The 26,664-nt window shown below is 64.9% G+C and carries 21 protein-coding genes; 18 read left to right on the top strand and 3 right to left on the bottom strand.

The features are described from left to right. Positions 1–23 precede the first annotated feature (23 nt). The 3 genes from kynU (at position 24) to J4E58_RS27445 (ending at position 4,187) form a co-directional block, all read left to right on the top strand. Positions 24–1,274 (top strand): kynureninase, encoded by a 1,251-nt coding sequence (gene kynU, locus J4E58_RS27455; protein WP_087092568.1) that lies wholly within the window; start codon positions 24–26, stop codon positions 1,272–1,274. 105 nt (positions 1,275–1,379) lie between these two features. Beyond that, positions 1,380–2,693: an OprD family porin gene (locus J4E58_RS27450; protein ID WP_087092567.1), complete on the top strand. Its 1,314-nt coding sequence runs from the start codon at positions 1,380–1,382 to the stop codon at positions 2,691–2,693. Positions 2,694–2,780: 87 nt separating this feature from the next. Beyond that, positions 2,781–4,187: an amino acid permease gene (locus J4E58_RS27445; RefSeq protein ID WP_053259562.1), complete on the top strand. Its 1,407-nt coding sequence runs from the start codon at positions 2,781–2,783 to the stop codon at positions 4,185–4,187. Positions 4,188–4,293: 106 nt separating this feature from the next. Here J4E58_RS27445 and J4E58_RS27440 read toward each other — a convergent pair whose 3' ends face one another. Then, the gene (locus J4E58_RS27440) at positions 4,294–5,178 is read right to left on the bottom strand and encodes a LysR family transcriptional regulator (protein WP_087092566.1); all 885 of its coding nucleotides are present in this window, start codon (positions 5,176–5,178) and stop codon (positions 4,294–4,296) included. A 201-nt stretch (positions 5,179–5,379) separates the two neighbouring features. Here J4E58_RS27440 and J4E58_RS27435 point away from each other — a divergent pair, with 201 nt between their 5' ends. Next, entirely contained in the window at positions 5,380–6,144 is a 765-nt protein-coding gene (locus J4E58_RS27435) for a sulfite exporter TauE/SafE family protein (RefSeq protein WP_087092565.1), read from the top strand. Here the strand turns inward: J4E58_RS27435 and J4E58_RS27430 are convergent. Beyond that, a complete protein-coding gene (locus tag J4E58_RS27430; RefSeq protein ID WP_087092564.1) occupies positions 6,134–6,448 on the bottom strand; it encodes a putative quinol monooxygenase in 315 nt (104 codons plus the stop codon). The two genes, J4E58_RS27435 and J4E58_RS27430, sit on opposite strands and share 11 nt — an antisense overlap. A gap of 204 nt (positions 6,449–6,652) precedes the next feature. Here J4E58_RS27430 and J4E58_RS27425 point away from each other — a divergent pair, with 204 nt between their 5' ends. From J4E58_RS27425 to J4E58_RS27395, 7 genes are all read left to right on the top strand, one after another. After that, a complete protein-coding gene (locus tag J4E58_RS27425) occupies positions 6,653–7,243 on the top strand; it encodes an NAD(P)H-dependent oxidoreductase (RefSeq protein ID WP_087092563.1) in 591 nt (196 codons plus the stop codon). A 169-nt stretch (positions 7,244–7,412) separates the two neighbouring features. After that, a complete protein-coding gene (locus J4E58_RS27420; protein ID WP_087092562.1) occupies positions 7,413–8,324 on the top strand; it encodes a LysR family transcriptional regulator in 912 nt (303 codons plus the stop codon). Between the two features lie 171 nt (positions 8,325–8,495). Beyond that, positions 8,496–10,163, top strand: coding sequence for a gamma-glutamyltransferase (ggt, locus tag J4E58_RS27415; protein WP_087092561.1), 1,668 nt, complete (start codon positions 8,496–8,498; stop codon positions 10,161–10,163). Between the two features lie 313 nt (positions 10,164–10,476). After that, positions 10,477–11,826, top strand: coding sequence for a gluconate:H+ symporter (locus J4E58_RS27410; RefSeq protein WP_087092560.1), 1,350 nt, complete (start codon positions 10,477–10,479; stop codon positions 11,824–11,826). A gap of 15 nt (positions 11,827–11,841) precedes the next feature. Beyond that, positions 11,842–12,702 carry a MurR/RpiR family transcriptional regulator gene (locus J4E58_RS27405; protein ID WP_087092559.1) on the top strand — a complete coding sequence of 287 codons (861 nt, stop codon included), beginning with the start codon at positions 11,842–11,844 and terminating at the stop codon, positions 12,700–12,702. Position 12,703: 1 nt separating this feature from the next. Further along, positions 12,704–14,164, top strand: coding sequence for an amidohydrolase family protein (locus J4E58_RS27400; protein WP_087092558.1), 1,461 nt, complete (start codon positions 12,704–12,706; stop codon positions 14,162–14,164). 131 nt (positions 14,165–14,295) lie between these two features. Next, a complete protein-coding gene (locus J4E58_RS27395) occupies positions 14,296–14,664 on the top strand; it encodes a glyoxalase superfamily protein (protein WP_053259571.1) in 369 nt (122 codons plus the stop codon). Between the two features lie 125 nt (positions 14,665–14,789). On the opposite strand, the gene J4E58_RS27390 is transcribed toward J4E58_RS27395, so the two are convergent. Continuing rightward, positions 14,790–15,809 carry an AraC family transcriptional regulator gene (locus J4E58_RS27390; RefSeq protein WP_087092557.1) on the bottom strand — a complete coding sequence of 340 codons (1,020 nt, stop codon included), beginning with the start codon at positions 15,807–15,809 and terminating at the stop codon, positions 14,790–14,792. A gap of 251 nt (positions 15,810–16,060) precedes the next feature. Between J4E58_RS27390 and J4E58_RS27385 the strand changes: the two genes are divergently transcribed. The 7 genes from J4E58_RS27385 to J4E58_RS27355 all read left to right on the top strand — a co-directional run bounded on the left by J4E58_RS27385 (position 16,061) and on the right by J4E58_RS27355 (position 26,507). After that, the gene (locus J4E58_RS27385) at positions 16,061–17,656 is read left to right on the top strand and encodes an FAD-binding oxidoreductase (protein ID WP_053259573.1); all 1,596 of its coding nucleotides are present in this window, start codon (positions 16,061–16,063) and stop codon (positions 17,654–17,656) included. A gap of 5 nt (positions 17,657–17,661) precedes the next feature. Continuing rightward, positions 17,662–19,275, top strand: a complete 1,614-nt coding sequence (locus tag J4E58_RS27380) for a glycerol-3-phosphate dehydrogenase/oxidase (RefSeq protein WP_087092556.1) — start codon at positions 17,662–17,664, stop codon at positions 19,273–19,275. Beyond that, on the top strand, positions 19,272–20,834 hold the full coding sequence (locus tag J4E58_RS27375; protein WP_007932474.1) for an FGGY-family carbohydrate kinase: 1,563 nt from the start codon (positions 19,272–19,274) through the stop codon (positions 20,832–20,834). Before J4E58_RS27380 ends, J4E58_RS27375 begins: the two co-directional genes overlap by 4 nt. 190 nt (positions 20,835–21,024) lie before the next feature. Further along, entirely contained in the window at positions 21,025–22,350 is a 1,326-nt protein-coding gene (locus J4E58_RS27370) for a phospholipase (protein ID WP_087092555.1), read from the top strand. 53 nt (positions 22,351–22,403) lie between these two features. Continuing rightward, complete coding sequence (locus tag J4E58_RS27365; protein ID WP_256583240.1) at positions 22,404–24,389, top strand: DUF1302 domain-containing protein; 1,986 nt, start codon at positions 22,404–22,406, stop codon at positions 24,387–24,389. 44 nt (positions 24,390–24,433) lie between these two features. Beyond that, positions 24,434–25,804: a DUF1329 domain-containing protein gene (locus J4E58_RS27360; protein ID WP_087092554.1), complete on the top strand. Its 1,371-nt coding sequence runs from the start codon at positions 24,434–24,436 to the stop codon at positions 25,802–25,804. Between the two features lie 145 nt (positions 25,805–25,949). After that, on the top strand, positions 25,950–26,507 hold the full coding sequence (locus J4E58_RS27355; protein ID WP_087092553.1) for a hypothetical protein: 558 nt from the start codon (positions 25,950–25,952) through the stop codon (positions 26,505–26,507). Positions 26,508–26,664 lie beyond the last annotated feature (157 nt).

Genomic DNA, 26,664 nt, shown 5'->3' with positions numbered 1-26,664 from the left:
CCTTAGTGAAAACAGGACTTCCCATGACAACAAGAAACCACTGCCTGGCCCTCGACGCACAGGACCCGCTGGCACCGCTGCGCAACCAGTTCGCGCTGCCCGACGGGGTGATCTATCTCGACGGCAACTCCCTCGGCGCCCGCCCGGTCGCGGCCCTGCAACGGGCGCAACAGGTGATTGCCGAGGAATGGGGCAATGGCCTGATCCGCAGCTGGAACACTGCCGGCTGGCGCGACCTGTCGCAGCGCCTGGGCGACCGCCTGGCCAAACTGATCGGCGCCGATGCCAACGAAGTGGTGATCACCGACACCACCTCGATCAACCTGTTCAAGGTGCTCAGCGCCGCCTTGCGGGTGCAGGCGCTCAAGGCACCGCAGCGGCGGGTGATCGTCAGCGAGAGCAGCAACTTTCCCAGCGACCTGTACATCGCCGAAGGCCTGACCGAGATGCTGCAGCAGGGCTATTCCCTGCGCCTGGTGGACAGCCCCGAGGCGCTGCCCCAGGCCATTGGCGAAGACACCGCGGTGGTCATGCTGACCCACGTCAACTACAAGACCGGCTACATGCACGACATGCAGGCGGTGACCGCGCTGACCCACGAATGCGGCGCGCTGAGCCTGTGGGACCTGGCCCACTCCGCCGGCGCGGTGCCGGTGGACCTGAAGCAGGCCGGTGCCGACTACGCCATCGGCTGCACCTACAAATACCTCAACGGCGGCCCGGGCTCGCAAGCCTTCGCCTGGGTCTCGCCGGCCGTCTGCGATCTGGTCAGGCAGCCGCTGTCCGGCTGGTTCGGCCATGCGCGGCAGTTCGACATGGACGTGCAATATCAGCCGAGCAGCGGCATCGCCCGCTACCTGTGCGGCACCCAGCCGATCACGTCGCTGGCCATGGTCGAGTGCGGTCTGGAGATCTTCGAGCAGACCGACATGGCCAGCCTGCGGCGCAAGTCCCTGGCCCTGACCGACCTGTTCATCGAACTGGTGGAACAGCGCTGCGCGGCCCATGGCCTGAAGCTGGTCACCCCACGCGAACACGACAAGCGCGGCAGCCATGTCAGCTTTGAACACCCCGAAGGTTATGCGGTGATCCAGGCCCTGATCGCCCGGGGCGTGATCGGCGATTACCGCGAACCGCGGATCATGCGCTTCGGCTTCACGCCGCTGTACACCCGCTTCAGCGAAGTCTGGGACGCGGTGCAGATCCTCGGTGAAATCCTCGACCAGAAAACCTGGTCCCAAGCGCAGTTCCAGGTGCGCCACAGCGTCACCTGATACCCCTGGCCTCGTTGTCCTGCCGTTGCGATTTTTTCGGCGGCGGGGCTTCGGTCGCCTCCAATAAAGCGTTCTGAGAAAACATAATAATAAGGAACATGCAGAATGAAACCGCCCCTCTGGTCAGTCTTGCCGCTTGCCATCAGTACTTGTCTCGGCCAACTGGCGTATGCCGCCTCCGACCATGGATTCGTCGAAGACAGCAGCCTGACCCTGACTAACCGCAACTTCTATTTCTATCGCAACAACCTCAACAACCCCGGCGCCCAGAACTATCGGAACGAGTGGGCTCATGGGGTCCTGCTGGATTACCGATCCGGCTATACCCAGGGAACCGTGGGCTTCGGCATCGACGCCTTCACGCAGGTGGGGATTAAACTCGACAGCGGCAAGGGGCGTAGCGGTACGGGTTTGTTGCCACTCGACTCCGACGGTCGCGCCGAGGATGAATACTCCGAAGCGGGCGGTGCGCTCAAGATGCGGATCTCGAAAACCGAACTCAAATACGGCAACCTGACACCGCTCAACCCGGTGTTCGGTACGGGCAACGCGCGACTGTTCACTCAACAGGCTAACGGCTTTCAGCTGACCAGCAGCGAGTTGAACGGTCTGCTGCTTGACGCCGGGCACTTCACTTCAGGCAACGACAGTGCATCGACCAATGACGACGGTGCCCTTAAAGCCTTGTATGCCGGTGTGGAAACCCGCAGCGTCGATTATCTGGGTGGCGTCTATAGCCTGAACGAGCAGTTAAGCGTCAGCCTGTACGGCTCGCAGTTCACCGATATCTGGCGGCAGTACTATGCCAATGCCAGCTACACCTACCCAGTAAGCGCAAGCCAGTCGCTGAACCTTGACTTCAATATCTATCGCACCAACGACACCGGCCAGAGCCTGGCCGGGAAGATCGACAATACCACCTGGTCGCTGGCCGGTTCCTACAAGGTCGGCGCACATCGCTTGACCCTGGCCTATCAACGCGTCGATGGCGATGAACCGTTCGATTATCTGGGTTTCGATCAGCAGCCGGGCACCTCGATTTTTCTCGCCAACTCAATACAGATCGTTGATTTCAATGCACCCAACGAACGTTCCTGGCAGCTGCGATATGACTTGGACATGGCGCCTTTCGGTGTGCCGGGGCTGAGTTTCATGTCTCGGTATGTCAGCGGCGATCATATCGACGACAGCCACTATGACGGTGGCGTCAATGGCGCCTATGGACGTTACGGTAGCGACGGAAAGCGTTGGGAACGGGACATTGAAGCGCGCTACATCGTGCAGTCCGGCAAGGCCAAGGACCTGTCGGTGCGAGTGCGCCAGGGCTCGCTGCGTTCAACCAGACAGGTGACTAGAGCGGATACCACCGACAACAATGAAGTTCGACTCATTATCGAATATCCGCTGAGTATTTTCTGATCCATTCGCTGCCGTATATGACGGCCCCAGGCATCACCCCCAACGATGTGCTCTCTTCAAGAAAGACAATATTCAGAGGACAGAAACATGAACGATAACACCGGCTTTGAAGCCATATCCAAGCGTGAGCATGGCCTCAGGCGCCAGCTCACAGCCGGGCAGATGAGCATGATCGCCATCGGCGGGGCGATTGGCACCGGCCTGTTCATGGGCAGCGCCTACGCCATCGGTTACGCCGGGCCCAGCGTGCTGCTCAGCTACGCCATCGGCGCGCTGATCACCCTGCTGCTGATGGGCTGCCTGGCGGAAATGACCGTGGCCCATTCCACCTCCGGCTCCTTCGGCGCCTACGCCGAGTTCTACATCAGCCCGCTGGCCGGGTTCCTGGTGCGCTATGCCTATTGGGCGGCCATCGTGCTGGCGGTCGGCGCCGAGGTCACGGCCATCGCCATGTACATGAAGTACTGGTTCGCCCACGTGCCGGAATGGGTGTGGATCGTCTCGTTCTCCAGCGTGCTGATCCTGCTCAACGCCATCAGCGTGAAAACCTTCGGCAACTTCGAGTACTGGTTCTCCACCATCAAGATTGCCGCCATCGTCGGCTTTATCATCCTCGCGGTGTACGTGGTGTTCGGCTCTGGCAATGCCGACTACGGGCTGCACAATTACACCGCCCACGGCGGCTTTTTCCCCCACGGTGTGCAGGGCATGTGGATCGCGGTGATCGTCTCGATCTTCAGCTACCTGAGCGTGGAGATGATCGCGGTGGCCGCCGGCGAAGCCGAGGATCCGCAGCGGGCGGTGAAAAAGGCCTTTCGCGCGACCATGGTGCGGCTGGTGGTGTTCTACCTGCTGACCCTGGCGCTGATGCTGGCCATCGTGCCCTGGGTCCAGGCCGGCAAGGCGCAGAGCCCGTTCGTCACGGTGATGCAGACCATCGGCATTCCCGGCGCCACCGGGGTGATGAACTTCGTGATCCTGATCGCCGCGCTGTCGGCGATGAACAGCCAGCTGTACATCACCACACGCATGATGTTCAGCCTGTCCCGCGGCGGTTATGCGCCCAAGTCCATGGGCGCCCTGAGCAAGAGCGGCATCCCGTTGAACGCCTTGCTGCTGTCCAGCTCGGGCATCGGCCTGGCGACGCTGATCAACGTGCTGTACCCGGAAAGCTCGTTCACCCTGATGATGGCGATCTCGATGTTCGGCGCGATCTTCACCTGGTTCATGATCTTCCTCACGCACTACTGCTTCCGCCGTTACCACCAGCGCCATGGCGAGCAACAGCTGTCGTTCCGCATGCGGCTGTTCCCCTGGAGTACGTTGCTGGGCCTGGTGCTGATGGGCGCGGTGATGATCACCACCTACTTCACCGAGGCCTTCAAGATGACCCTGGTGTTCGGCGTGCCGTTCCTGCTGATCCTGACGGCGGTCTACTTCGCCTGCTTCAGAAAAACCCGGGCCGCCGCCGAGCTGAACCCGTCCAAGGTCTGACCCAAAACCTGTAGGAGCGAAGCTTGCTCGCGATAGCGTTCGTCGTGACGCCGTAGTGGATGGCCGCTGCGCGGATCGCGAGCAATCGAGCGTCGACCGGCTGCTCCTACAGTTGGCCCAGGGTTTCCAGGAGGGCCTTGGCGTAGGGCGGCAGGGCGTTGAAGTCGCGGGCGCAGAGCAGCAACTTGCGTTGCGCCCAGGCCTCCACCAGCGGCAGCACGTTGAGCGACGCATCCGGCCCCCGGCGTTCGATGGCGGCGCGGGGCACCACGGCCAATCCGGCGCCCCGGGCGACCATGCGCATGACTCCGTCGAAGCCGTCGGCGCGGATGCGGATCGCCATCCGCAGCCCCAGGTGCAGGGCCTGTTCTTCCAGGTACACGGCCAGGGCGCTGTGGGCGGCGAGGCCGACATAGTCGTGGTGCAGGCTGTCGCTGAAACTCACCGCCCGGCCGTCCGCCAGCGGGTGGTGGGCGGGCAGGACCAGCACCAGCGGGTCGTCGCGAAACACCAGGGTCTGCAGGTCCTGGGTATCCACCGCGTCGGAGACTATTCCCAGGTCCGCCGCGCCCTGGCGCAGGGCGTGGGTGATGCGCAGGCTGGGCAGTTCCTGCAGGTCGATGTCGAGGTTGGGGTGGGCGTAGAGAAAGTCCGCCAGCGGCTCCGGCAGGTATTCGGTGATCGCCGTGGTGTTGCACAACAGGCGCACCTGGCCTTTGACGCCCCGGGCATATTCGGCCAGGTCCTGGCGCAGGTGCTCGGCCTGTTGCAGCAGGCCGCGCGCGTGCTGGGCCAGGGCCTTGCCGGCGGGCGTCGGGCTCACGCCTCGGCGGCCGCGCTGCAGGAACTCGGTGCCCAGGGACGCTTCCATGGCGCGGATTCGTGCACTGGCCGCGGCCAGGGACAAATGGCTGCGGCTGGCGCCGGCGGTGATATTGCCGGCGTCGAGGATGTTCAAGTACAGGCGCAGGTCGGTCAGGTCGAAGTGCATGAGGGTGTCCTTGATAACGCCGCTGTGCGGCTATCGCGAGCAAGCTCGCTCCTACAGGGGCAACACCCTTCGATGTAGGAGCGAGCTTGCTCGCGATAGGGTCATCACAGCCGCTGAAAATCCAAAGCCTCTCGCCAGAAAAGAGGCTGCCTCAGTATATGGCAGATTTTCAGCCCACCGCCGCGGGCGCAGGATAGCGCCATGAACACTTCCCTCGCGTTTTACCAGAACCTCGGTTTGCTCCTGTCCCTGCTGGTGATCGGCACCTTTATCCTGGCCGGCATGATCAAGGGTGTGATCGGCCTCGGCCTGCCGACCATTGCCATGGGCCTGCTCGGCCTGGCTATGGCGCCAACGCAGGCTGCGGCGCTATTGATCATCCCGGCGACCCTGACCAATGTCTGGCAGCTGGCGTTCGGCGGGCATCTGTGGACGTTGCTCAAGCGCTTATGGCCGCTGTTGCTGGCGATCTTTATCGGCACCGGCCTGGGCAGCCTGTGGCTGGGCATCGATGGTGGGTATTGGGTGGTGCGGGCGCTGGGGGCGGCGTTATTGCTCTATGCCCTGAGCGGGTTGTTGCTGCCGACCCTGCGGCTGCGGCCGACAATGGAAGCCTGGCTGGGCCCGGCCTGTGGCCTGGTGACGGGCGTCATCACCTCGGCGACCGGGGTGTTCGTGATTCCGGCGGTGCCTTATCTACAGGCGTTGGGGCTGCACAAGGACGAACTGGTGCAGGCCCTGGGGCTGTCGTTCACCGTCTCGACCCTGGCCCTGGCGGCCGGCCTGTACTGGCGCGGCGCCCTGGGCGGCGGCGAACTCAGCGCTTCGCTGCTGGCCCTGATCCCGGCCCTGCTCGGCATGTGGCTGGGCCAGGCACTGCGCCAGCGCATCAGCGCCGTGTTGTTCAAGCGGGTGTTTTTCAGCGGCCTGGTCCTGCTTGGTGCCCATCTACTAATCAGCGGCTAGCGGACGACGGGCTGAGCATGTCGATGCGGCGGATATCGAAGTCGCGCTCCAGGTAATCCATGCGCTTGTCGAAGAACGCCTTCATGTGCGGCAGGTTGGAGTGCACGTCCAGGTGCGCCTGGGATTTCCATATCTCATAGAAGATGAACAGGCTCGGGTCCTGCTGGTCGCGCAGCATGTGGTATTCGATGCAGCCGGGTTCGGCGCGGCTCGGCTCGACATAGGCGCGAAACAGCGCCTCGAAGGCCTCGGACATTTCCGGGCGGGTCTTGGCGTGGAGGATAAAACCGTGCTGTTCGGACATGCTGCGTTCCTGGGTAAAGGGAGTTATAAAAATTCTACGACACGAACCCGCCACCTATTCGTGCGCATTGGTCAAATGCTTTTTGCCTGGACTGCACTTATTCATATCGTCTTTCAACGATATTCTCCGCCCCATCGTTTTTTAATCTTCTCGACCCGGCCCTGCAGCGCAGCGCCAAAGGGTTGTTCCTGATGAGGCTGGATCATGAAAAAAGTACTGTTGCTCAACGGTGGCAAGAAGTTCGCCCACTCCGACGGCCGCTATAACGCGACCCTGCATGAAGCCGCGGTGTCGGTGCTGGACCGTGGCGGCGTGGACGTCAAAGTCACTCACATCGACGAGGGCTACGACATCCAGGAAGAAGTGGCCAAGTTCCTCTGGGCCGACGTGATCGTCTACCAGATGCCGGGCTGGTGGATGGGCGCGCCGTGGATCGTGAAAAAGTACATCGACGAAGTCTTCACCGAGGGCCACGGCAGCCTCTACGCCAGCGATGGCCGCACCCGTTCCGATGCCTCGCAGAAGTACGGCAGCGGCGGCCTGATCCACGACAAGCAGTACATGCTGTCGCTGACTTGGAACGCTCCGCAGCAAGCCTTCGACGACCCGACCGACTTCTTCGAAGCCAAGGGTGTGGACGCGGTGTACTTCCCGTTCCACAAGGCCAACCAGTTCCTCGGCATGCGCGGCCTGCCGACTTTCCTCTGCGTCGACGTGATGAAGCGCCCGAACATCGAGGCCGACGTGCAGCGCTACGAAGAACACCTCAAGGCGGTGTTCAACCTCCCCGCGTAAATCCGGCTACTATCGGTGGCGTGCCACAAGCCTGACACAGGATGTAGCCGCTGCCGCAGGCTGCGATCGCCACCGAAGGGGCGCAAGGTCGTGAGATCGCTGAAGGCCTTCGGCCTTATCGCAGCCTGCGGCAGCGGCTACAGGCGCCCAACCGAGATAGAGGACTTACGTGAAAGCCAGATCCGACGAACTCCAGATCTTCGTCTGCGTCATCGAGTGCGGTTCGATTTCCGCGGCGGCCGAGCAGGTCGGGCAGACGCCGTCGGCGGTCAGCCGCACCCTGTCGCGCCTGGAAGCCAAGCTCGACACCACGCTGATCAACCGCACCACGCGGCGCATGGACCTGACCGAAGAGGGCAAGTATTTCTTCGAGCAGGCCAAGCTGATCCTCGACCAGATGGACGAACTCGAAGAGCGCCTGTCGTCCCGCCAGCAGACGCCGTCCGGGCGCCTGCGCATCAACGCCGCCTCGCCGTTCATGCTGCATGCCATCGTGCCCTACATCGCCGAATTCCGTAGCCTGTACCCGGACATCCAGCTGGAGCTCAACAGCAACGACCTGATCATCGACCTGCTGGAGCAGAGCACCGATATCGCGATCCGCATCGGCACCCTGGCGGACTCGACCCTGCATGCGCGCGCGCTCGGTTGCAGTCCGCTGCACATCCTCGCCAGCCCCGACTACCTGAAGCGGCACGGCACACCCGCCAGCGTGGCCGAGCTGAGCGACCATACCCTGCTGGGCTTCACCCAGACCGAAACCCTCAACCACTGGCCGCTGCGCCATGTGCACGGCGACCGCTGGCCGATCCAACCGGGCATCAGCGCCTCCAGCGGCGAGACGGTGCGCCACTTGGCGCTGGCAGGGCAGGGCATCGCTTGCCTGTCGCACTTCATGACCATCGACGACATCCGCGCCGGGCGCCTCACGCCGCTCCTCGCCCAGTTCAACAGCGGCTATCGCCAGCCGATCAACGCCGTGTACTACCGCAACTCGCAGCTGGCCCTGCGCATCCAGTGCTTCCTCGACTTTATCCAGGGCAAGCTGGCCGAGTACGCCAACCCGCAGTTCGAAGGCTGAACCGGGCTCCTGTCGCCGCCTGCCGGTGCGCCATCGCGGTTGCGACCTGACTGATCCATCCACGACAAACGGCTGCCTGCGGGCGGCCGTTTTGCGCTTGCCGTTTGCTCGAATCGCACCAATACGCCTAAGGTTCGTCTGGCCTGATAACAACTAAAAAGGACGGACTCCATGCGTATCCTGCTGTGCAAAACCCTGGCCCTGAGCGTGGCCATCGCCGCCAGCTCGCCGACCTTCGCCGCGCTGCTGGAAGGTGGCGCGGTCGCCGCGCCGAACCAATATGGCGCCGACGTCGCGGCGCAGGTTCTGAAGAAGGGCGGCAACGCGGTGGACGCCGCGGTCGCCACCGCGTTCACCCTGGCGGTGACCTACCCCGAGGCCGGCAACATTGGCGGCGGCGGTTTCATGACCCTGTTCATCGACGGCAAACCCTACTTCCTCGACTACCGCGAAACCGCGCCCAAGGCCGCGACCCGCGACATGTACCTGAACGAAAAAGGCGAGGTCATCGAAAACCTCAGCCTGGTCGGCGCGCGCGCCGCCGGGGTGCCGGGCACGGTGATGGGCCTGTGGGAGGCGCACAAGAAGTTCGGCAAGTTGCCCTGGAGCGAGTTGATCACCCCGGCGGTGGGCTATGCGAAAAACGGTTTCAAGGTCGCCGACAAGCAGTACCAGTACCGCGAGGACGCGCTGAAGCTGTTCAAGGACAGCACCAATTTCGGCGACTATTTCGGCAGCATGAAAGTCGGCGAAACCTTCCGCCAGCCGGAGCTGGCCGCGACCCTGGAACGCATCGCCGACCAGGGCGCCAAGGAGTTCTACGAGGGCAAGACCGCCGACCTGCTGGTGGCGCAGATGCAGGCCGACAAAGGCCTGATCACCAAGCAGGACCTGCAGGACTACAAGGTCGCCTGGCGTGAGCCGCTGCAGGTCAACTGGCGCGGCAACACCCTGTACACCGCGCCGCCGCCCAGCTCCGGCGGCGTCGCCCTGGCGCAACTGATGACCATCAAGGAAGAACGCACGGCGGACTTCAAGGGCGTCGCGCTGAACTCGGCCAAGTACATTCACCTGCTGGCGGAAATCGAAAAACGCGTGTTCGCCGACCGCGCCGACTACCTCGGCGACCCGGCGTTCTCCGAGGTGCCGGTCAAGCAACTGACCGACCCGGCCTACCTGAAAAAACGCGCCGCCGAGATCAACCCGACGGCCATCTCGCCCACCGAAAAAGTCCGTCCGGGTCTGGAGCGGCACCAGACCACGCACTTCTCCATCGTCGATGCCGACGGCAACGCGGTGAGCAATACCTACACCCTCAACTGGGACTACGGCAGCGGCGTGGTGGTCAAGGGCGCGGGCTTCCTGCTCAACGATGAAATGGACGATTTCAGCGCCAAGCCCGGGGTGGCCAACGCCTTTGGCGTGGTCGGCGGCGACGCCAACGCCATCGCGCCGGGCAAGCGCATGCTGTCGTCCATGAGCCCTAGCCTGGTGACCCGCGACGGCAAGGTCACCCTGGTGCTGGGCACGCCGGGCGGGTCGCGGATCTTCACCTCGATCTTCCAGGTGCTGAACAACCTCTACGACTTCAACCTGCCGCTGGAAAAAGCCGTGGCCGCGCAGCGCGTGCATCACCAGTTGCTGCCCAAGGACACCATCTACTACGACGCCTACGCACCACTCACCGGCAAGGTCGCCGACGAGCTGAAAGCCCTGGGCTACACCCTGGAAGACCAGGGCTGGGAGATGGGCGATATCCAAGCGATCCGGGTCACCGGCAGCCAACTGGAAACGGCCTCCGACCCACGCGGGCGTGGTGTGGGCAAAGTCGTCAAATAACCTGCACCTGTAGGAGCGAGCTTGCTCGCGATGGCGTCCTGCCTGACCCACCGCGTGGTCTTGATCGCGAGCAAGCTCGCTCCTACAGAAAGCCATTCCTCCCCGTGGCCACTGGCTACGGGGTTCTGCTCCTTGCGCTACAGCGGATGAAAATACCCCTCGCCGATTTTCATTATTCGCGACACGACTTATCTGTCCGCGACAAAGCGTGTCTCTGTGCGAAAGTTACTTTCGTGTGGTTTGAAAATCCGGTCGCAAAATGATTTATGAGTTTCATAAGCATTCGACGTGACCCTTTTTCGAGGAGTACCGCATGACACCTGCATCGGGCTACTGGCTGCTGGGCTATGCCGCCATCGCCATCATCGCGCTGATCGTCCTGATCGCGCGTTACCGGATCAATCCGTTCATTGTCATCACCCTGGTCTCGGTGGGCCTGGCGTTGATGGCCGGGATGCCGCCGTCCGGCGTGGTCGGGGCCTACGAGGCGGGTGTCGGCAAGACCCTCGGGCACATCGCCCTGGTGGTGGCCCTGGGCACCATGCTCGGCAAGATGATGGCCGAGTCCGGCGGCGCGGAGCAGGTGGCGCGGACCCTGATCGACCGTTTCGGCGAGCGCAACGCGCACTGGGCGATGGTCTGCATCGCCTTCCTGGTGGGCCTGCCGCTGTTCTTCGAGGTCGGTTTCGTGTTGCTGGTGCCGATCGCCTTCACCGTGGCGAAGCGTGTCGGTGTGTCGATCCTGATGGTCGGCCTGCCGATGGTCGCCGGCCTGTCGGTGGTGCATGCCCTGGTGCCGCCGCACCCGGCGGCGATGCTGGCGGTGCAGGCCTATCAGGCGCCGGTGGGGCAGACCCTGCTGTACGCGATCCTGATCGGCATTCCCACGGCGATCATCGCCGGCCCCCTGTACGCCAAGTTCATCGTGCCGCGCATCCAACTGCCGGCGGAAAACCCGCTGGCGCGCCAGTTCATCGAGCGTGAGCCGCGCACCCGCCTGCCCAGTTTTTCGATCACCATGGCCACCATCCTGTTGCCGGTGGTGCTGATGCTGATCGGCGGCTGGGCCAACCTGATCTCCACCCCGGGCAGCGGCCTCAACCAGTTCCTGCTGTTTATCGGCAACTCGGTGATCGCCCTGTTGCTGGCGACCCTGCTGAGCTTCTGGACCCTCGGCCTGGCCCAGGGCTTCAACCGCGAATCGATCCTCAGGTTCACCAACGAATGCCTGGCGCCGACCGCCAGCATCACCCTGCTGGTGGGCGCCGGCGGCGGCCTGAACCGGATCCTGGTGGACGCCGGGGTCACCGACCAGATCGTCGGCCTGGCCCATGAATTCCAGCTGTCGCCGCTGCTGATGGGCTGGCTGTTCGCCGCGCTGATGCGCATCGCCACCGGCTCGGCCACCGTGGCCATGACCACCGCCTCGGGCGTGGTGGCGCCGGTGGCCATCGGCCTGGGGTATCCGCACCCGGAACTGCTGGTGCTGGCCACCGGCGCCGGCTCGGTGATCTTCTCCCACGTCAACGACGGCGGCTTTTGGCTGATCAAGGAATACTTCAATATGACCGTGACCCAGACCTTCAAGACCTGGACGGTGCTGGAGACCCTGATCTCGGTGGTCGCCTTCGCCCTGACCGCCGGTCTTGCCCAATTGCTTTGAGCCCAGGTGCCGTCCATGGACATCCTCTACCAGATCCGTTCCCGCCAGGACTCCTTCAGCGCCGGCGAAGGCCGCATCGCGCGCTTGATGCTGGATGACGTCGGCTTCGCCGCCTCGGCCAGCCTGGAACAGCTGGCGCAGCAGGCGGAAGTCAGCGCCGCCACCCTGTCGCGTTTTGCCCGCAGCGTGGGCTGTCGCGACCTGCGCGACCTGCGCCTGCAACTGGCCCAGGCCAGCGGTGTCGGCAGCCGCTTTCTCGACCCGGCGGGTACCCCGGAGCAGTCGGGTTTCTACCGGCAGATCGTCGGTGACATCGAGTCGACCCTGCACCAGCACCTGGCGGGGTTCGACGAGTCGCGCTTCAGGGATGCGATGCGCTTGCTGGGCAAGGCGCAGATGATTCACGCCTTCGGCATGGGCGGCTGTTCCACCTTGTGCAGCGACGAATTGCAGGTGCGCCTGGTGCGCCTCGGTTACCCCATCGCCGCCTGCCACGACCCGGTGATGATGCGGGTGACCGCCGCGGCCCTGGGCCCGCAACACGCGCTGATCGCCTGCTCCCTGACCGGCATCACCCCCGAATTGCTGGAGACCGTCGAGCTGGCCCGCAGCTACGGCGCCAGCGTGCTCGCCATCACCCTGGCCGACTCGCCGTTGGCGGAGCTGGCGGATGTGCTGCTGCCGCTGCAGAGCGCCGAGACCTCCTTCATCTACAAACCCACGGCCGCGCGCTACGGCATGCTGTTGGCCATCGATGTGCTGGCCACCGAGCTGGCGCTGGCCCTGCCCGAAGACAACCAGGAACGCCTGCGCCGGATCAAGCTGGCCCTGGACGATTACCGCGGCGGCGACGATTGCCTGCCGCTGGGAGACTGACATGCTTTACGACACCCTGATCCGCAACGCCCTGGTGATCGACGGCAGCGACCGCCCGGCTTACCCCGCCGATGTCGCCCTGCTCGAGGGCCGCATCGCCCGCATCGGCGACCTGCAAGGCGCCCGCGCCAGCGAAGAAATCGACGCCGCCGGGCGGGTGCTGGCCCCCGGTTTTATCGACGTGCACACCCACGACGACACCGTGGTGATCCGCCAGCCGCAGATGCTGCCCAAGCTCAGCCAGGGCGTGACCACGGTGATCGTCGGCAACTGCGGTATCAGTGCCTCGCCGGTGAGTTTGCGCGGCGAGCCACCGGACCCGATGAACCTGCTGGGCAGCCAGGCGGCCTTCGTCTACCCGCGTTTTCGCGACTACCGCGACGCCGTGGTCGCCGCGCAGCCGGCGGTCAATGTGGCGGCGTTGATCGGCCACACGGCGCTGCGCAGCAACCACCTGGACGACCTGTATCGCACCGCCACGGCCGAGGAAATCGCCGCCATGCGCGAGCAGTTGCGGGCCAGCCTGGAAGACGGTGCCCTCGGCTTATCCACAGGCCTGGCCTACGCCAGCGCCTTCTCGGCCGAGACCGACGAGGTGCTGCAACTGGCCGCGGAACTGAGCGCCTTCGGCGCGGTGTACACCACCCACCTGCGCAGCGAATTCGAGCCGGTGCTGGAGGCCATGGACGAGGCGTTCCTGATCGGCCGCCAGGCCAAGGCGCCGGTGATCATTTCCCACCTCAAATGCGCGGGGGCGGGCAATTGGGGCCGCAGCCCACAGTTGCTGGCGTCCCTGGAGCAGGCGGCGAAGGACCATCCGGTGGGCTGCGACTGCTACCCCTACGCGGCCAGTTCCTCGACCCTCGACCTCAAGCAGGTCACCGACGCTTTTCGCATCACCATCACCTGGTCCACCCCGCACCCGGAACTGGGTGGCCGCGACCTGATGGACATCGCCGCCGAGTGGGGCACGACCCTGCTGGACGCCGCGCGGCGCCTGCAACCGGCCGGCGCGGTGTACTACGGCATGGACGAGGCCGATGTGCGGCGCATCCTTGCCCACCCGCTGTCGATGATCGGTTCCGACGGCCTGCCGGAAGACCCGTTTCCCCATCCACGGCTGTGGGGCGCCTTTCCACGGGTACTCGGGCACTTCAGCCGCGACCTCGGCCTGTTCCCGCTGCACACCGCGGTGCACAAGATGACCGGGCTGTCGGCGGCGCGTTTCGGCCTCAAGCAGCGTGGCGAAATCCGCGAAGGGCACTGGGCCGACCTGGTGCTGTTCGACCCGGCGCGGGTCCGTGATGTGGCCGACTTCAAAAGCCCGCAACAGGCGGCCGAGGGGATCGACGGCGTGTGGGTCAACGGCGTGCGCAGCTATGCCGAAGGCCAGGCCAATGGCCGCCGGCATGGGCGCTTCCTGGCGCGGCAAGGGGATTTGCGTGAAGGGTTCAACGGCTGAAGGCGTGCGGCGTCGAATAGGTGAACGTCGTCACAATGATGGCCTGATGATATTAAAGAAAGCCTTGGCCTAGCCGAAGTGCTGACATCCACCTGCTATACCGTGGACATCTTTCATCAGGGAGTCGCGCAATGAGCTTTGGCAAAACCACCCCCATCCTGCGGATCTTCGACGAGGCCAAGGCGCGGGAGTTTTATATCGACTTCCTGGGCTTCACGCTCGACTGGCAGCACCGCTTCGAAGACAACTTCCCGCTGTATATGCAGGTGTCGCGTGGGGAGTGCGTGCTGCACCTGTCGGAGCACCATGGCGACAGCACGCCGGGCTCTGCGTTGCGCATCGAGACCGACGAGCTGGAAGCCTTCCAGCAGCAGTTGCTGGCCAAGGATTACCGCTTCGCCCACCCACAGATCCAGGCCATGCCCTGGGGTAGCCAGGACCTGACGGTGCTCGATCCGTTCGGCAATCGGCTGGTGTTTACCAACGCCATCAGCGTCTGAGCCCGATCGGTGCATCTGATGCACCACGTCCCTGTGTAGGAGCGAGCTTGCTCGCGATGGCGTCCTGCCTGATGCACCACGCCGCCTGGATCGCCAGCAAGCTGGCTCCTACAGGGATGGCGTGGCTAGCGGGTCCGTTGGGTCTGCCGGAATTCTCCCGGGGTCATGCCGGTGCGGCTTTTGAAGGTGCGGTGAAAGGAGCGCTGTTCGGTAAAGCCCAGGTATTGGGAAATATCGTGAATCGCCAGATCGCTGTGCAGCAGGTAATGCTCGGCGAGCTCCTGGCGCAGGTCATCGAGAATCTGCTGGTAGCCGGTGCCGGCCTGTTGCAGCTGGCGCTGCAGGGTGCGCACGGAGGTGGCCAGTTGTTTCGCCACCTGCTCCTTGCGTGGCAGGCCTTCCTTGAGCAACTGGCGCAGAACGTTTTTCACCTGCTGCGGCAGCGGCGCATCGCTTAGCGAGGCCATCAGGCCCAGGGCATGTTCCTCCAGGGTACGCAGCAACTGGGCATCGGCCTGGCGCAGGGGCAACTGCATGTATTGCGCAGGCGCGATCAGCGCCGAATAGGCTTGGTCGAACAGCACCGGGCTGCCGAAAAATGCCTCGTACTGGGCCAGCTCGGCCCCCGCCGGCAGCGAATGCTCGAACCACACGGCGATGGGGCTCAACCGGGTATCGGCGATCCACTGTGCGTACAGCAGCCACGACGCCAGCACGTTCTCCACCATGTGCCGGCGCGAGGTGGGGCGCTGGTGGCGGCAGCTCCAGGTCAAGTGGATTTGCCCGTCGACCTGCTCGGCGCGGCTGACGCCCATGTCGCCCACCAGCTTCTCGAACGGCATGATCCGGTTCATCGCGTCGCCCAGGGTCGCGCAGTTCATGGTGATGTAGCCCAGTACGTTCCACGAGTTGGGCAGCACGAACCGCGCCGAGTTGAGCCCGAACAACGGGTCTGCCGAATGCTCGCAGAAATAGTCCAGCAAACGCTCATGGGCCTCGCCGGGCAGGCGCAGGCTGTTGTCGCTCAATTGCCCGTCCTGCAAGCCCGCGGCCGCCAGCGCAGGTTCAATGGCGATACCCAGCTGCTCGGCATAGCGCAGGTACTTGAGCAGCGGTGGGACCGAGGTGTAGCCGAGGCTGTGCATGGTGGGTTTCCTGGCGCCGGGACGTGGATGGACGCGCGCGGGAACCGAGTGGGAGGCTGTTCCAGCAGGCGTCGGCGCCCTGAAAGGTAATTTGAAAGCGGGACTAAAGTAAATGCTTCGGGCCCCTTGTCCCCGGCTGACCCAATTGGCTACTCGAACTGGCCTGATGCGACCGTGACACCCGTGCGCCGCGAACTAGTATGGGGGCCTTGAAAACCAACACTTACAAGCACGACACAAGGGGCACAGGCATGCGACGCTGGAACGGCTGGGGCGAACAAAGCACGGTGGTCGAATTGCCCGCCCAGGGCGCGGGGTTTCTTGCGCAGCGTATCGGCGCGGGGAGCCGGCTGGCGGATGCTTCGCTGGAAACCGCGTTGGCCCGGGTGCCGCCGTCGCGCCTGATGCCCCATGCGCTGTACAGCATCGAGGCCCATGACCGGCTGCTGCATGCCCGCGGCCAGAGCCTGCCGGACTGGCTGGCCCTGCGCGAAGGCACGCTGGAGCGCTACCCGGACGGCGTGGCCTTTCCCGATAGCGCCGAGCAGGTTCGCCAGCTGCTGGCCCTGGCCGAACAGCAGGACCTGTGCCTGATCCCCTACGGCGGCGGCACCTCGGTGGCCGGCCACATCAACCCGCCCGTTTCGACGCGGCCGGTACTGACCGTGTCCATGGCGCGGATGAATCGCCTGCTGGAGCTGGACGAAAGCAGCCTGATCGCCACCTTCGGCCCCGGCGCCAGCGGCCCGCAGGTGGAAAGCCAACTGCGCGCCCGCGGCTACACCCTGGGGCACTTCCCGCAGTCCTGGGAGCTGTCGACCCTGGGCGGTTGGGTCGCCAGCCGCTCCAGCGGCCAGCAGTCCCTGCGCTACGGGCGCATCGAGCAGTTGTTCGCCGGCGGCACCCTGGAAACCTTCGCCGGCCCCTTGCAGATTCCCGCGTTCCCGGCGTCGGCCGCGGGGCCGGACCTGCGCGAGGTGGTGCTGGGCTGCGAGGGGCGCTTCGGGATCATTTCTTCGGTCAAGGTGCGGGTCAGCGCGCTGGTCGAGGACGAGCGCTTCTACGGCGTGTTCCTGCCGGACTGGCCCAAGGCGCTGCAGGCCATCCGCCAACTGGCCCAGGCCCGGGTGCCGCTGTCCATGCTGCGGCTGTCGAACGCGGTGGAAACCGAGACCCAGCTGGCCCTGGCCGGCCATCCGCGGCAGATCGCCTGGCTGGAGAAATACCTGAAGCTGCGCGGGGCGGGGCAGGGCAAGTGCCTGCTGACCTTCGGCGTGACCGGCAACCGCCAGCAGAACGCCCTGTCCCTGCGCCAGGCCAGGCAGCACCTGAAAGCCTTCGGCGGGGTGTTCACCGGCACCTTGCTGGGCAACAAGTGGGCGCATAACCGCTTTCGTTTTCCCTACCTGCGCGAGAGCCTCTGGCATGCCGGCTATGTGGTCGACACCCTGGAGACCGCCACCGACTGGAGCAATGTCGACAACCTGTTGCAGCGCATCGAGGCCAGCCTGCGCGATTGCCTGGCGGCCGAAGGCGAACAGGTCCATGTCTTCACCCACCTGTCGCATGTCTACGGCGAAGGCTCGAGCATCTACACCAGCTACGTGTTCCGTCCGGCCGCGGATTATCCGGCCACCCTGGCCCGCTGGAAGGCGCTCAAGCATGCGGCCAGCCAGACCATCGTCGAGCACGGCGGCACCATCAGCCACCAGCACGGCGTGGGCAAGGACCACGCACCCTACCTGCCGCACGAAAAAGGCGAACTGGCGATCGCCGCCCTGCGCAGCCTCAGCCGGCACTTCGACCCTGCCGGGCGTCTCAACCCCGGCACCCTGCTGGAGGAGTAAGGCCCATGAGCTCGGATTGGAATGCCCAATGGCGCCAGGCACAGCTGCCGACCCTGGCGGGCCAGAGCTGGGACCTGATCGTGATCGGCGGCGGCATCAGCGGGGCCGGGATCCTGCGTGAGGCGGCGCGGCGTGGCTGGCGCTGCCTGCTGCTGGAACAGCGCGATTTTGCCTGGGGCACTTCCAGCCGCTCCTCGAAAATGGTCCATGGCGGCCTGCGCTACATCGCCAAGGGCCAATGGCGCCTGACCCGCGATTCGGTGCGCGAACGCCAGCGCCTGCTCGACGAAGCGCCCGGGCTGGTGGAGCCCATGAGCTTTCTGATGCCGCACTATCGCGGTGTGTTTCCCGGGCCGCGGGTGTTCGGTGGCCTGCTGGCGGTGTACGACGCCCTGGCCGGGCGGCGCAACCATTGTTTCCACGACGTCGAGCAGATGCGTTACCTGGCGCCCGGCATCAAGGCCGAAGGCTTGCTGGGCGGCTCGTGTTTTCTCGATGCCCTGACCGACGATGCCCGGCTGGTGATGCGGGTGCTGGCCGAGGCGCGGGCCGATGGCGCCCAGGCGTTCAATGGCCTGCGCGTGCAGCAGGTGCTGCGCGAGCACGGGCGAGTGTGCGGAGTGTCGGTCGAGGACGTGGAAAGCGGCCAGTCGCTGACCCTGCGTTGCGCGGTGCTGGCGGTGGCGAGCGGGGCCTGGGCCGGGCGTTTTGCGCCGCCTGGCGAGAACCGCCACTTGCGGCCCCTGCGCGGCAGCCACCTGTTGCTGCCCGGCTGGCGCCTGCCGGTGGCCCAGGCATTCAGCTTCCTGCATGACAGCGATCGGCGCCCGGTGTTCGTGTTTCCCTGGGAAGGCGCCACCGTGGTCGGCACCACCGACCTCGATCACCGCGAAGACCTCGACCAGAGCGCGCGCATCAGTGCCGAGGAGCTGGCCTATCTGCTGGCGGCCTGCGAGCAGCAATTTCCCGAGGCGCGCATCGGCGCCGCCGATGTGCTGTCGACCTGGTCCGGTGTGCGCCCGGTGGTGGGCAGCGCCGACGCGGCGGGCAAGCCTTCCAATGAAACCCGCGAGCATGCGCTGTGGTGCGAGCCGGGCTGCGTGACCCTGGCCGGCGGCAAGCTGACCACCTTTCGTACCCAGGCCATCGAGGTGTTGCAGGCCTGTGCGGCGATGCTCGGACGCCCTCTGGACGCTGCCGACGTGGCGGTGTTCGCGGCCGTGCCGGCGGTGGAGGTCGCGGGCCTGAGCAGCGGCCAGCTGCGCCGCCTGGCCGGGCGCCATGGGCGCGACCTGCCGCGACTGGCGCAATGGCTGGCGCAGCTGGGATGCGCTTGCGTCGGCAGCAGCGACACCTTGTGGGCCGAGCTGGCGTTTGCCGCCCAAAGCGAGATGGTCCTGCACCTGGACGACCTGCTGCTGCGCCGCACCCGCCTGGGCCTGTTGCTGGCCAACGGCGCGGCGGCCGAACTGCCGGCGATCCGCGCCCTGTGCCAGCCCCTGCTCGGTTGGGACGACGCGCGCTGGGAACAGGAACAACAGCGTTATCACGACCTGTGGCTGCGTTATCACAGCCTGCCCGAGGTTGCCTATAGAAGCCTACCCAAGAGCCATCCATGAACAACGACAAGCCCTATCTGCTGGCGATCGACAATGGCACCCAGAGCGTGCGGGCCCTGTTGTTCGACCTGCAAGGCAACCTGCTGGGCAAGGGCAAGGTCGAGTTGCAGGCCTACTATTCCAGCCAGCCCGGCTGGGCCGAACAGGACCCCGATTACTACTGGCGCAAACTCGGCGAGGCCTGCCAGCAGTTGTGGCAGCAGACCGGCATCGATCGCCGGCAGATCCGCGGTGTGTCGCTGACGACCCAGCGCGGCACCCTGATCAACGTCGATGCCGACGGCAAGCCCTTGCGTCCGGCGATCCTCTGGCTCGACCAGCGCCAGACCGAAGTCGAGGGCGACATCAAGGGCCCCTGGAGCTGGCTGTTCAAGCTGATCGGGGCCCAGGCCACGGTGGATTACTTTCGCGCCCAGGCCGAGGTCAACTGGATCGCCCGGCACCAGCCCGACGTCTGGGCGGCCACCGACAAGCTGTTGCTGCTGTCGGGCTTTCTCACCCATCGGCTGACCGGGAACTTTGTCGACTCGGTCGGCTGTTGCGTGGCCTTTTTGCCCTTCGACTACAAGCGCCTGCGCTGGGCCGCGCCCCGTGACTGGAAATGGCAGGCCCTGGCGGTGCGCCCCGAGCAACTGCCGAGCCTGCGCAAACCGGGCGAGGTCCTGGGGCATATCAGCGCCGCGGCCAGCCAGTTGACCGGGATTCCCGAAGGCCTGCCGCTGATTGCCGCGGGGGCCGACAAGGCCTGTGAAGTGCTGGGTTCGGGGGTGCAGGACAGCAGCACTGCCTGCCTGTCCTACGGCACCACGGCGACCATCACCACCACCCGGTCCCGCTACCGGGAAATCATCCCGCTGATCCCGCCTTACCCCTCGGCGATGCCCGACCATTACAACTGCGAAGTGATGATCTATCGCGGCTACTGGATGGTCAGCTGGTTCAAGCAGGAGTTCGGCCTGCGGGAAATGCAGCAGGCCCGCGAGCAGGGGCTGGAGCCGGAGGTGTTGTTCGATGCGTTGGTCAACGCGGTGCCGCCCGGCTCCATGGGGCTGATGCTGCAACCTTACTGGTCGCCCGGAATCCGCGAGCCGGGCGTCGAGGCCAAGGGCGCGATGATCGGCTTTGGCGATGTGCACACCCGGGCGCATATCTACCGGGCGATTCTCGAGGGCCTGGCCTACGCCCTGCGCCAGGGCAAGGAACGCATCGAGCAGCGCACCCGCACCCCGATTACCTGCTTGCGGGTGGCCGGCGGCGGTTCTCAGAGCGACGCGGCCATGCAATTGACGGCGGACATTTTCGGCCTGCCCGCCGAGCGTCCGCATGTGTACGAAGCCTCCGGGCTCGGCGCGGCGATTGCCTGTGCGGTCGGGCTGGGGCTGTACCCGGATTTCCCCACGGCCATCGCCGGCATGACCCGCGTCGCCGAGGTCTTCCAGCCGCAACCCCAGGCGCAGCAGCTCTATCAGCGGCTGTACCGCGAGGTGTATGTGCGCATGTACCGCCAGCTCAGCCCGCTGTACCGCAGCATCCGCGAGATCACCGGTTACCCGGCCTGAACCCGGCCGCACGCCAGCGGTTGTCGCGCCCGGGTTTGCCGGCGCGCGGCGTTGGCGGCTGCGTGGGTTCGCGGGCAACGGCGTGGCGCTATCGGAGAGTTTTTTTGGCCAGATTGGACAGTGTCAGGCCCGGGGTCGGTTGTTAGGCTCGATCCCCACTGCCGATTGATCCAATAAGAGCGAAAAGCCGATGAAGTTGTCTGTAGCGCTGTGGTGGGGGCTGGCGTGGGGAACCTGCGCGATGGCGCCCGATGCCCAGGCCTGGTCCAACCACACCGTGGGCAGCTACCTGGCCCTGCAGGCGTTGCCGCAACTGCGTGACGCGCCCGAAGTCGAGGTCGAAGCCCTGGAGCCGTTCCTCGTGCAGGAGCATGCGGGGCTGGTGGTCCTGCTCGAGCGGCAGGAGCAGTTTGCCCGTGAACACTTCGCGCATTATCCGCCGCGCCCGGACGAGCTGAAGCTGGGCGAGCAGCCGGGGGACAATCCGCGCCAGGCATTCCTCCAGGCGCTGCGGCTCAACCCGAAGATCCACCTGGCGCTGGCGATCCAGCCGATGGCCGGGCAAGACCAGCCCCGGCGCCAGCACCTGGCGGCGGACCAGGTGATGGTCGAGCAAACCCTTTCGCCCTGGAACATCCAGCGCTTCATTGCCCTGGCTCCCGCCGAGCGCGCCGCGCCGCTGGCGGTGCTGGCCAGTGCCGCCGACGAGCCGGACTACGGCCACGACATCAACCTGTTCAGCGACAACCCCGGCGATGTCGGCGCGCGCTATGGCTTCGGCCCGCAGCCCTTTGGCGATGCGCGGTTCCAGTACAGCTCCCAGGCGCCGTTCCACATGGGGTTCTTCCACGAAAACCCGGTGGTGTATGCCGCCGCGCCGTTCTTGCAACGCAACTGGCCGCACTGGCGGGCCTATCAGTTTCTCGACCTGGCGCGCTTCGCCTTCGCCAAGGGGCATCCCTATTGGGGTTACCGCTTTCTCGGCTGGGGCCTGCATTACATCCAGGACCTGACCCAGCCCTATCACGCCACGGCGCTGCCGGGCGTCGACCTGGCCGACATGCTGCTGATGGAGAGCAAGGCCCTGGCCGGTTATGGCGCGGACAAGAAAGCCGCGATCGAACGCGCGGCCACCCGCCACACGGAAGTGGAGAAATACCAGTTCAACTGGCTGCACGGCCTGCTGCTGGCCGGGCAGCCGCACCCGATGCTGGCGGCCTATGCCGACACCGAGCGGGACGCGAGCTACCCGCCCTATTCGGTGGACTACCCGCGCGAGGTGATCAGCGCCGAATCCAGCGCCCAGGCCGCGGCCTTCGACGAGGCCATCGGCCAGTGGCTGCAGACCCCGGCAGCCAACCAGAGCTTCAGCGCCGGCAACGCGCTGGCCCGGGAACCTCATGAGCATGGGGCGCTGAACGGGCAACTGTTGCAACTGATCCGGAACCTGGGCGCCCACAGCCGCAATTTTGTGCGCGCCGGGATCGAGGCAGATGCCGGGCCGGGCACCGAGTAGTGCAGCGCAAGCGGACAGAAAAATAACAAGAGTCAGTCAGGGGGATGCAAGCGATGGCGATCAGCGTGTGGAGTCGGCACCCGGGAGCACCGGGCAAATGGTACGCGGCACCCAGCTATGCCGGGGTCGGGCTGCTGGGCGTGTTGCAATGGTGCGCGGTCGATGCGGTGCAGGCCATGGAGTTCAGCGTGCTGGACAACCAGGTCACCGGCTCGTTCGACAGCACCTTGTCCTACGGCCGCCTGTGGCGGGTCCAGGGGCGGGACAAGAGCAACGATGACGTCAACACCAACGACGGCAATCGCAATTTCGACACCGGGCTGGCTTCGGAAGTCTACAAGATCACTTCGGAGCTGGAGGCCAACTACCAGAACTACGGCATGTTCGTGCGCGGCACGGCGTTCTATGACACCCAGATCATGGACAAGCGCAACGACTACTACAAAAACAACCAGCCCTCGCAGCCGAGCCAGAGCAACCCCCGGGACGATCACTTCAGCAGCCAGACCCGCGACATCGCCGGCAGCCGCGTGGAGATGCTCGACGCCTATGTCTACGGCAACTGGGATGTGGCGCAGATGCCGCTGTCGGTGCGGCTCGGGCGCCAGGTGTTCAACTGGGGCGAGGGGATTTTCTATCGCGGCGGGGTCAACACCACCAACCCGGTGGACGCCGCCAAGTACCGTCTGCCCGGCGCCGAGGTCAAGGAAGTGCTGATGCCGGTGGAGGCCATCAGTTTCAACATCGGCCTGAGCGACAACCTGACCCTGGAAAGCTTCTACCAGTGGAACTGGAAGGAGACGCGCATCGACCCGGTCGGCACCTTCTACTCACAGACCGATCTGTTCGCCGACGGCGGCCGCACGGCCTACAACAACTTCAGCGGCACCGCGCTGGACAGCCCGGTGCCGGGCTTCGGCAACGTCATCGGGCTGTATGAGTCCCTGGGCAACAACCCGGTGCTGGGCAACGTGCTGCGCAGCACCGGCCTGTACGCCAACGGCATCACCCCGGCATTCGGCAACACCCTCAAGGTGGCCTCGGTGGGCAAGGACATCAATGCGCGCAACGACGGCCAATACGGCTTCGCCTTTCGCTACATGGCCGAGTCGCTCAACAGCACCGAGTTCGGCCTGTATCTGGTCAACTATCACGCCAAGGAGCCCACCATTGCCGCCGACCTGGGCGGGTACCAGGGTGTCGACATGGACGCCCTGACCAATCTGCTGCGCCCGGTGGCCGGCAGCCAGGCCGAGGCGCTGGCCAACGGCCTGGCCACGGCCGACGTGATGGGCAATATCCAGGCTCACCGCCGGTACGCCGAAGACATCCGCATGTATGGCTTCAGTTTCAACACCACCCTGGGGCCGGCGTCGGTGTTCGGCGAACTGGCTTACCGGCCGAACCTGCCGATCGGCATCGCGGCCACCAACGACCTGGTCGGCGACCTGGCCAATGGCGCGGCGGCCGCGGCGGCCGGCCGGACCGTGAATGTCGGCGGGCAAATGGTCCGGCTCGACAGCGAGATCAATAACGCCGAACGGATCGAAGCCTTCAACGCCTCCCTGGGCAGCATCTACAACTTCGGCCCAAGCCTGTCGTTCGACTCGTTGTTCGGGGTGTTCGAACTGGCCTCCGAACACCTGCGCGGCAGCAGCCTGAAATACACGGCCCATGACGGCAGCACCCGCTATTACGCCGGCACCGGCAACTTTTCCTACGTCTCCGGGGGCGAGCGCGACGATCAGGTCAACCGCAACGCCTACAGCTACACGCTGATGTTCAACGGCACCTGGAACGACGTGTACGCCGGGGTCAACGTGTCGCCCTACGTGGTCTACAAGGACGACTTCGAGGGCAACTCCTACCAGGCCGGCAACTTCATCGAGGGACGCAAGGCCTACACCCTGGGGGTCAAGGCCAACTACCAGAACAAGCTGGAAGCCGAGTTGCAGTACACCGAGTTTTTCGGCGGTGGCCAGAACAACGGCGTGCGTGACCGCGACAACATCGGTTTCAACCTCAAGTACTTCCTGTGAGCCATCAGCCTGCGGCACCTGTCGAGCCGCTTCGGAGAGCATCCATGTTGCACAAGCACCGATTGATCCACGCCGGCCTGGCGCTGGCCCTGGGCGTGGCCGCCGCCAGCGCCCTGGCAGCGAACGGCGATGAGGCGCAAACACTCAAGGGCAAGCTGACGCCGCTGGGCGCCGAGCGTGCCGGCAACGCGGCCGGCACCATTCCAGCCTGGGATGGCGGCATCACCCAGGCGCCCCAGGGCTATCAATCCGGCAAGCACCATGTCGACCCGTTCGCCGGCGACACGCCGTTGTTCACCATCACCAAGGCCAACCTGGAACAGTACAAGGCCAACCTCACCGCCGGTGAAATCGCCCTGTTCAACAACTACCCGGACACCTTCCAGATGCCGGTGTACAAGAGCCGCCGCTCCGGCTCGGCGCCGCAATGGGTGTATGACAACACTTACAGGAACGCCACCAGCGCCAAGCTGCTCGACGGTGGCAACGGCTTTGCCGACGCCTACGGCGGGGTGCCGTTCCCGATCCCGAAAAGCGGGGTCGAGGCGTTGTGGAACCACATCACACGCTACCGCGGCACCTATGTGGTACGCCGCGCTTCCGAGGCGCCGGTGCAGCGCAATGGCAGCTTCGCGCTGGTGACCTCGCAGCAGGAAGGGCTGTTCAACTACTACCGCAAGGACGGGCAATTCGCCGGTTTGAAGAACGTCCTGTTCTATTACCTGGCCTTCGTGAAAAGCCCGGCGCGCCTGGCCGGTGGCGCCGCCCTGGTGCATGAGACCCTGGACCAGATCAAGGAGGCCCGCCAGGCCTGGATCTACGACGCCGGCCAGCGTCGGGTGCGGCGTGCGCCGAACCTGGCGTACGACACGCCGATCGCGGCGTCCGACGGTTTGCGCACGGCCGACGACACCGACATGTTCAACGGCTCGCCCGACCGCTACGACTGGAAGCTGCTGGGCAAGCGGGAAATCTACATTCCGTACAACAACTACAAGGTGTCCAGCCCGGCGGTGAAGTACGCCGATTTGCTCAAGGCCGGGCATCTCAACCCGCAGTACAGCCGTTATGAGTTGCATCGGGTGTGGGTGGTGGAAGGCACCTTGAAGCCCAATGCCCGGCACATCTATTCCAAGCGAGTGCTGTTTCTCGACGAGGACAGCTGGGGTGCGGCGGTGGTGGACCAATACGATGGCCGCGGGGATCTGTGGCGGGTGTCGATGGCCTATCTGAAGAACTTCTATGACCTGCCGACGACCTGGAGCGCGCTGGACGTGTTCCATGATCTGCAGGCGCGCCGTTACTACGTGCAGAACCTGGATAACGAGGAAGCGCAGACCGTGGACTTTGCCCAGCCCGTGCCGGAAGACGCTTACTTCATGCCGTCGGCGTTGCGCTTGCGCGGGACCCGGTAAGGGGCGGCTTTGTCTTGCCTCGGGCTGGCTGGCGCGGCGGCGCAGGGTTCAAGACGCTGCCGCGGGTGCCGATACGCAAGAGGCAGGCACGCTTGGGGGAGCGCGAAAGCCCCCCCTGACCCTTTCAGGAACGGAGTCCAAAAAAATGAACACAGCCATTGCATGGCCGGAGGTTTTTCTCGGGGCGTTTGATGCGATCAGCGAGCGCATGGCGCAGGTGCTGGAGCTGAGCGATTGTCGGGAGCACTGGATTCAGGCGGAGCTCAGCCTGTATGCCTGGCAGCACGATTATCCGGATATCTGGACCAGCGGTAAGGCCGGAGGACGTACGAAAGTCGACCTGTACACGGAAGATCTCGACATGGCGGCCGAGGTGAAATGCCTGGGAGATGTGTCGTTTCCCAAGTGCCTGATGGGCAAGGGGATGGCCGAGACCCGGTCCGTGCTGCGAGAGGATGGGGATGGGCGGCTCTGGTTTCCGCAGGTTGATCCGGGGGAGTCTCTGGTCTGGTCGGTGTTTGCCGATCTGCATCGGTTGCGACGGATGGAGGGGGTTCGGAATAAGTTTCTGATTCTGGTGATTGCCAAGGACTATGTGGCAGAGACGCAGATGGGGGAGACGCTGCGGCGGCTTCGTTTGTCGCAAGAGGAGTGGTCGTTGGAGTTGAAGAATGCCACGGTGCGGATTTGGCGGATCGAGTAGCGCGTAGGAGCGAGGCTTGCCCGCGATGGCGTTCGTTCTGGCGCTGTATTTCTTGGATGGGGTGCATATCCATTTCTGCGGTCACGGCTACTTATGGTTCCGCCCTTACGGCGGGTCACTTTTGGCAAACGCCCCAAAAGTAACCAAAAAGTCTTGC

This window comes from Pseudomonas sp. FW305-25 (genome assembly GCF_017351415.1).
GTDB lineage: Bacteria > Pseudomonadota > Gammaproteobacteria > Pseudomonadales > Pseudomonadaceae > Aquipseudomonas > Aquipseudomonas chlororaphis.
This window is presented reverse-complemented; position numbering and strand designations above follow the sequence as displayed.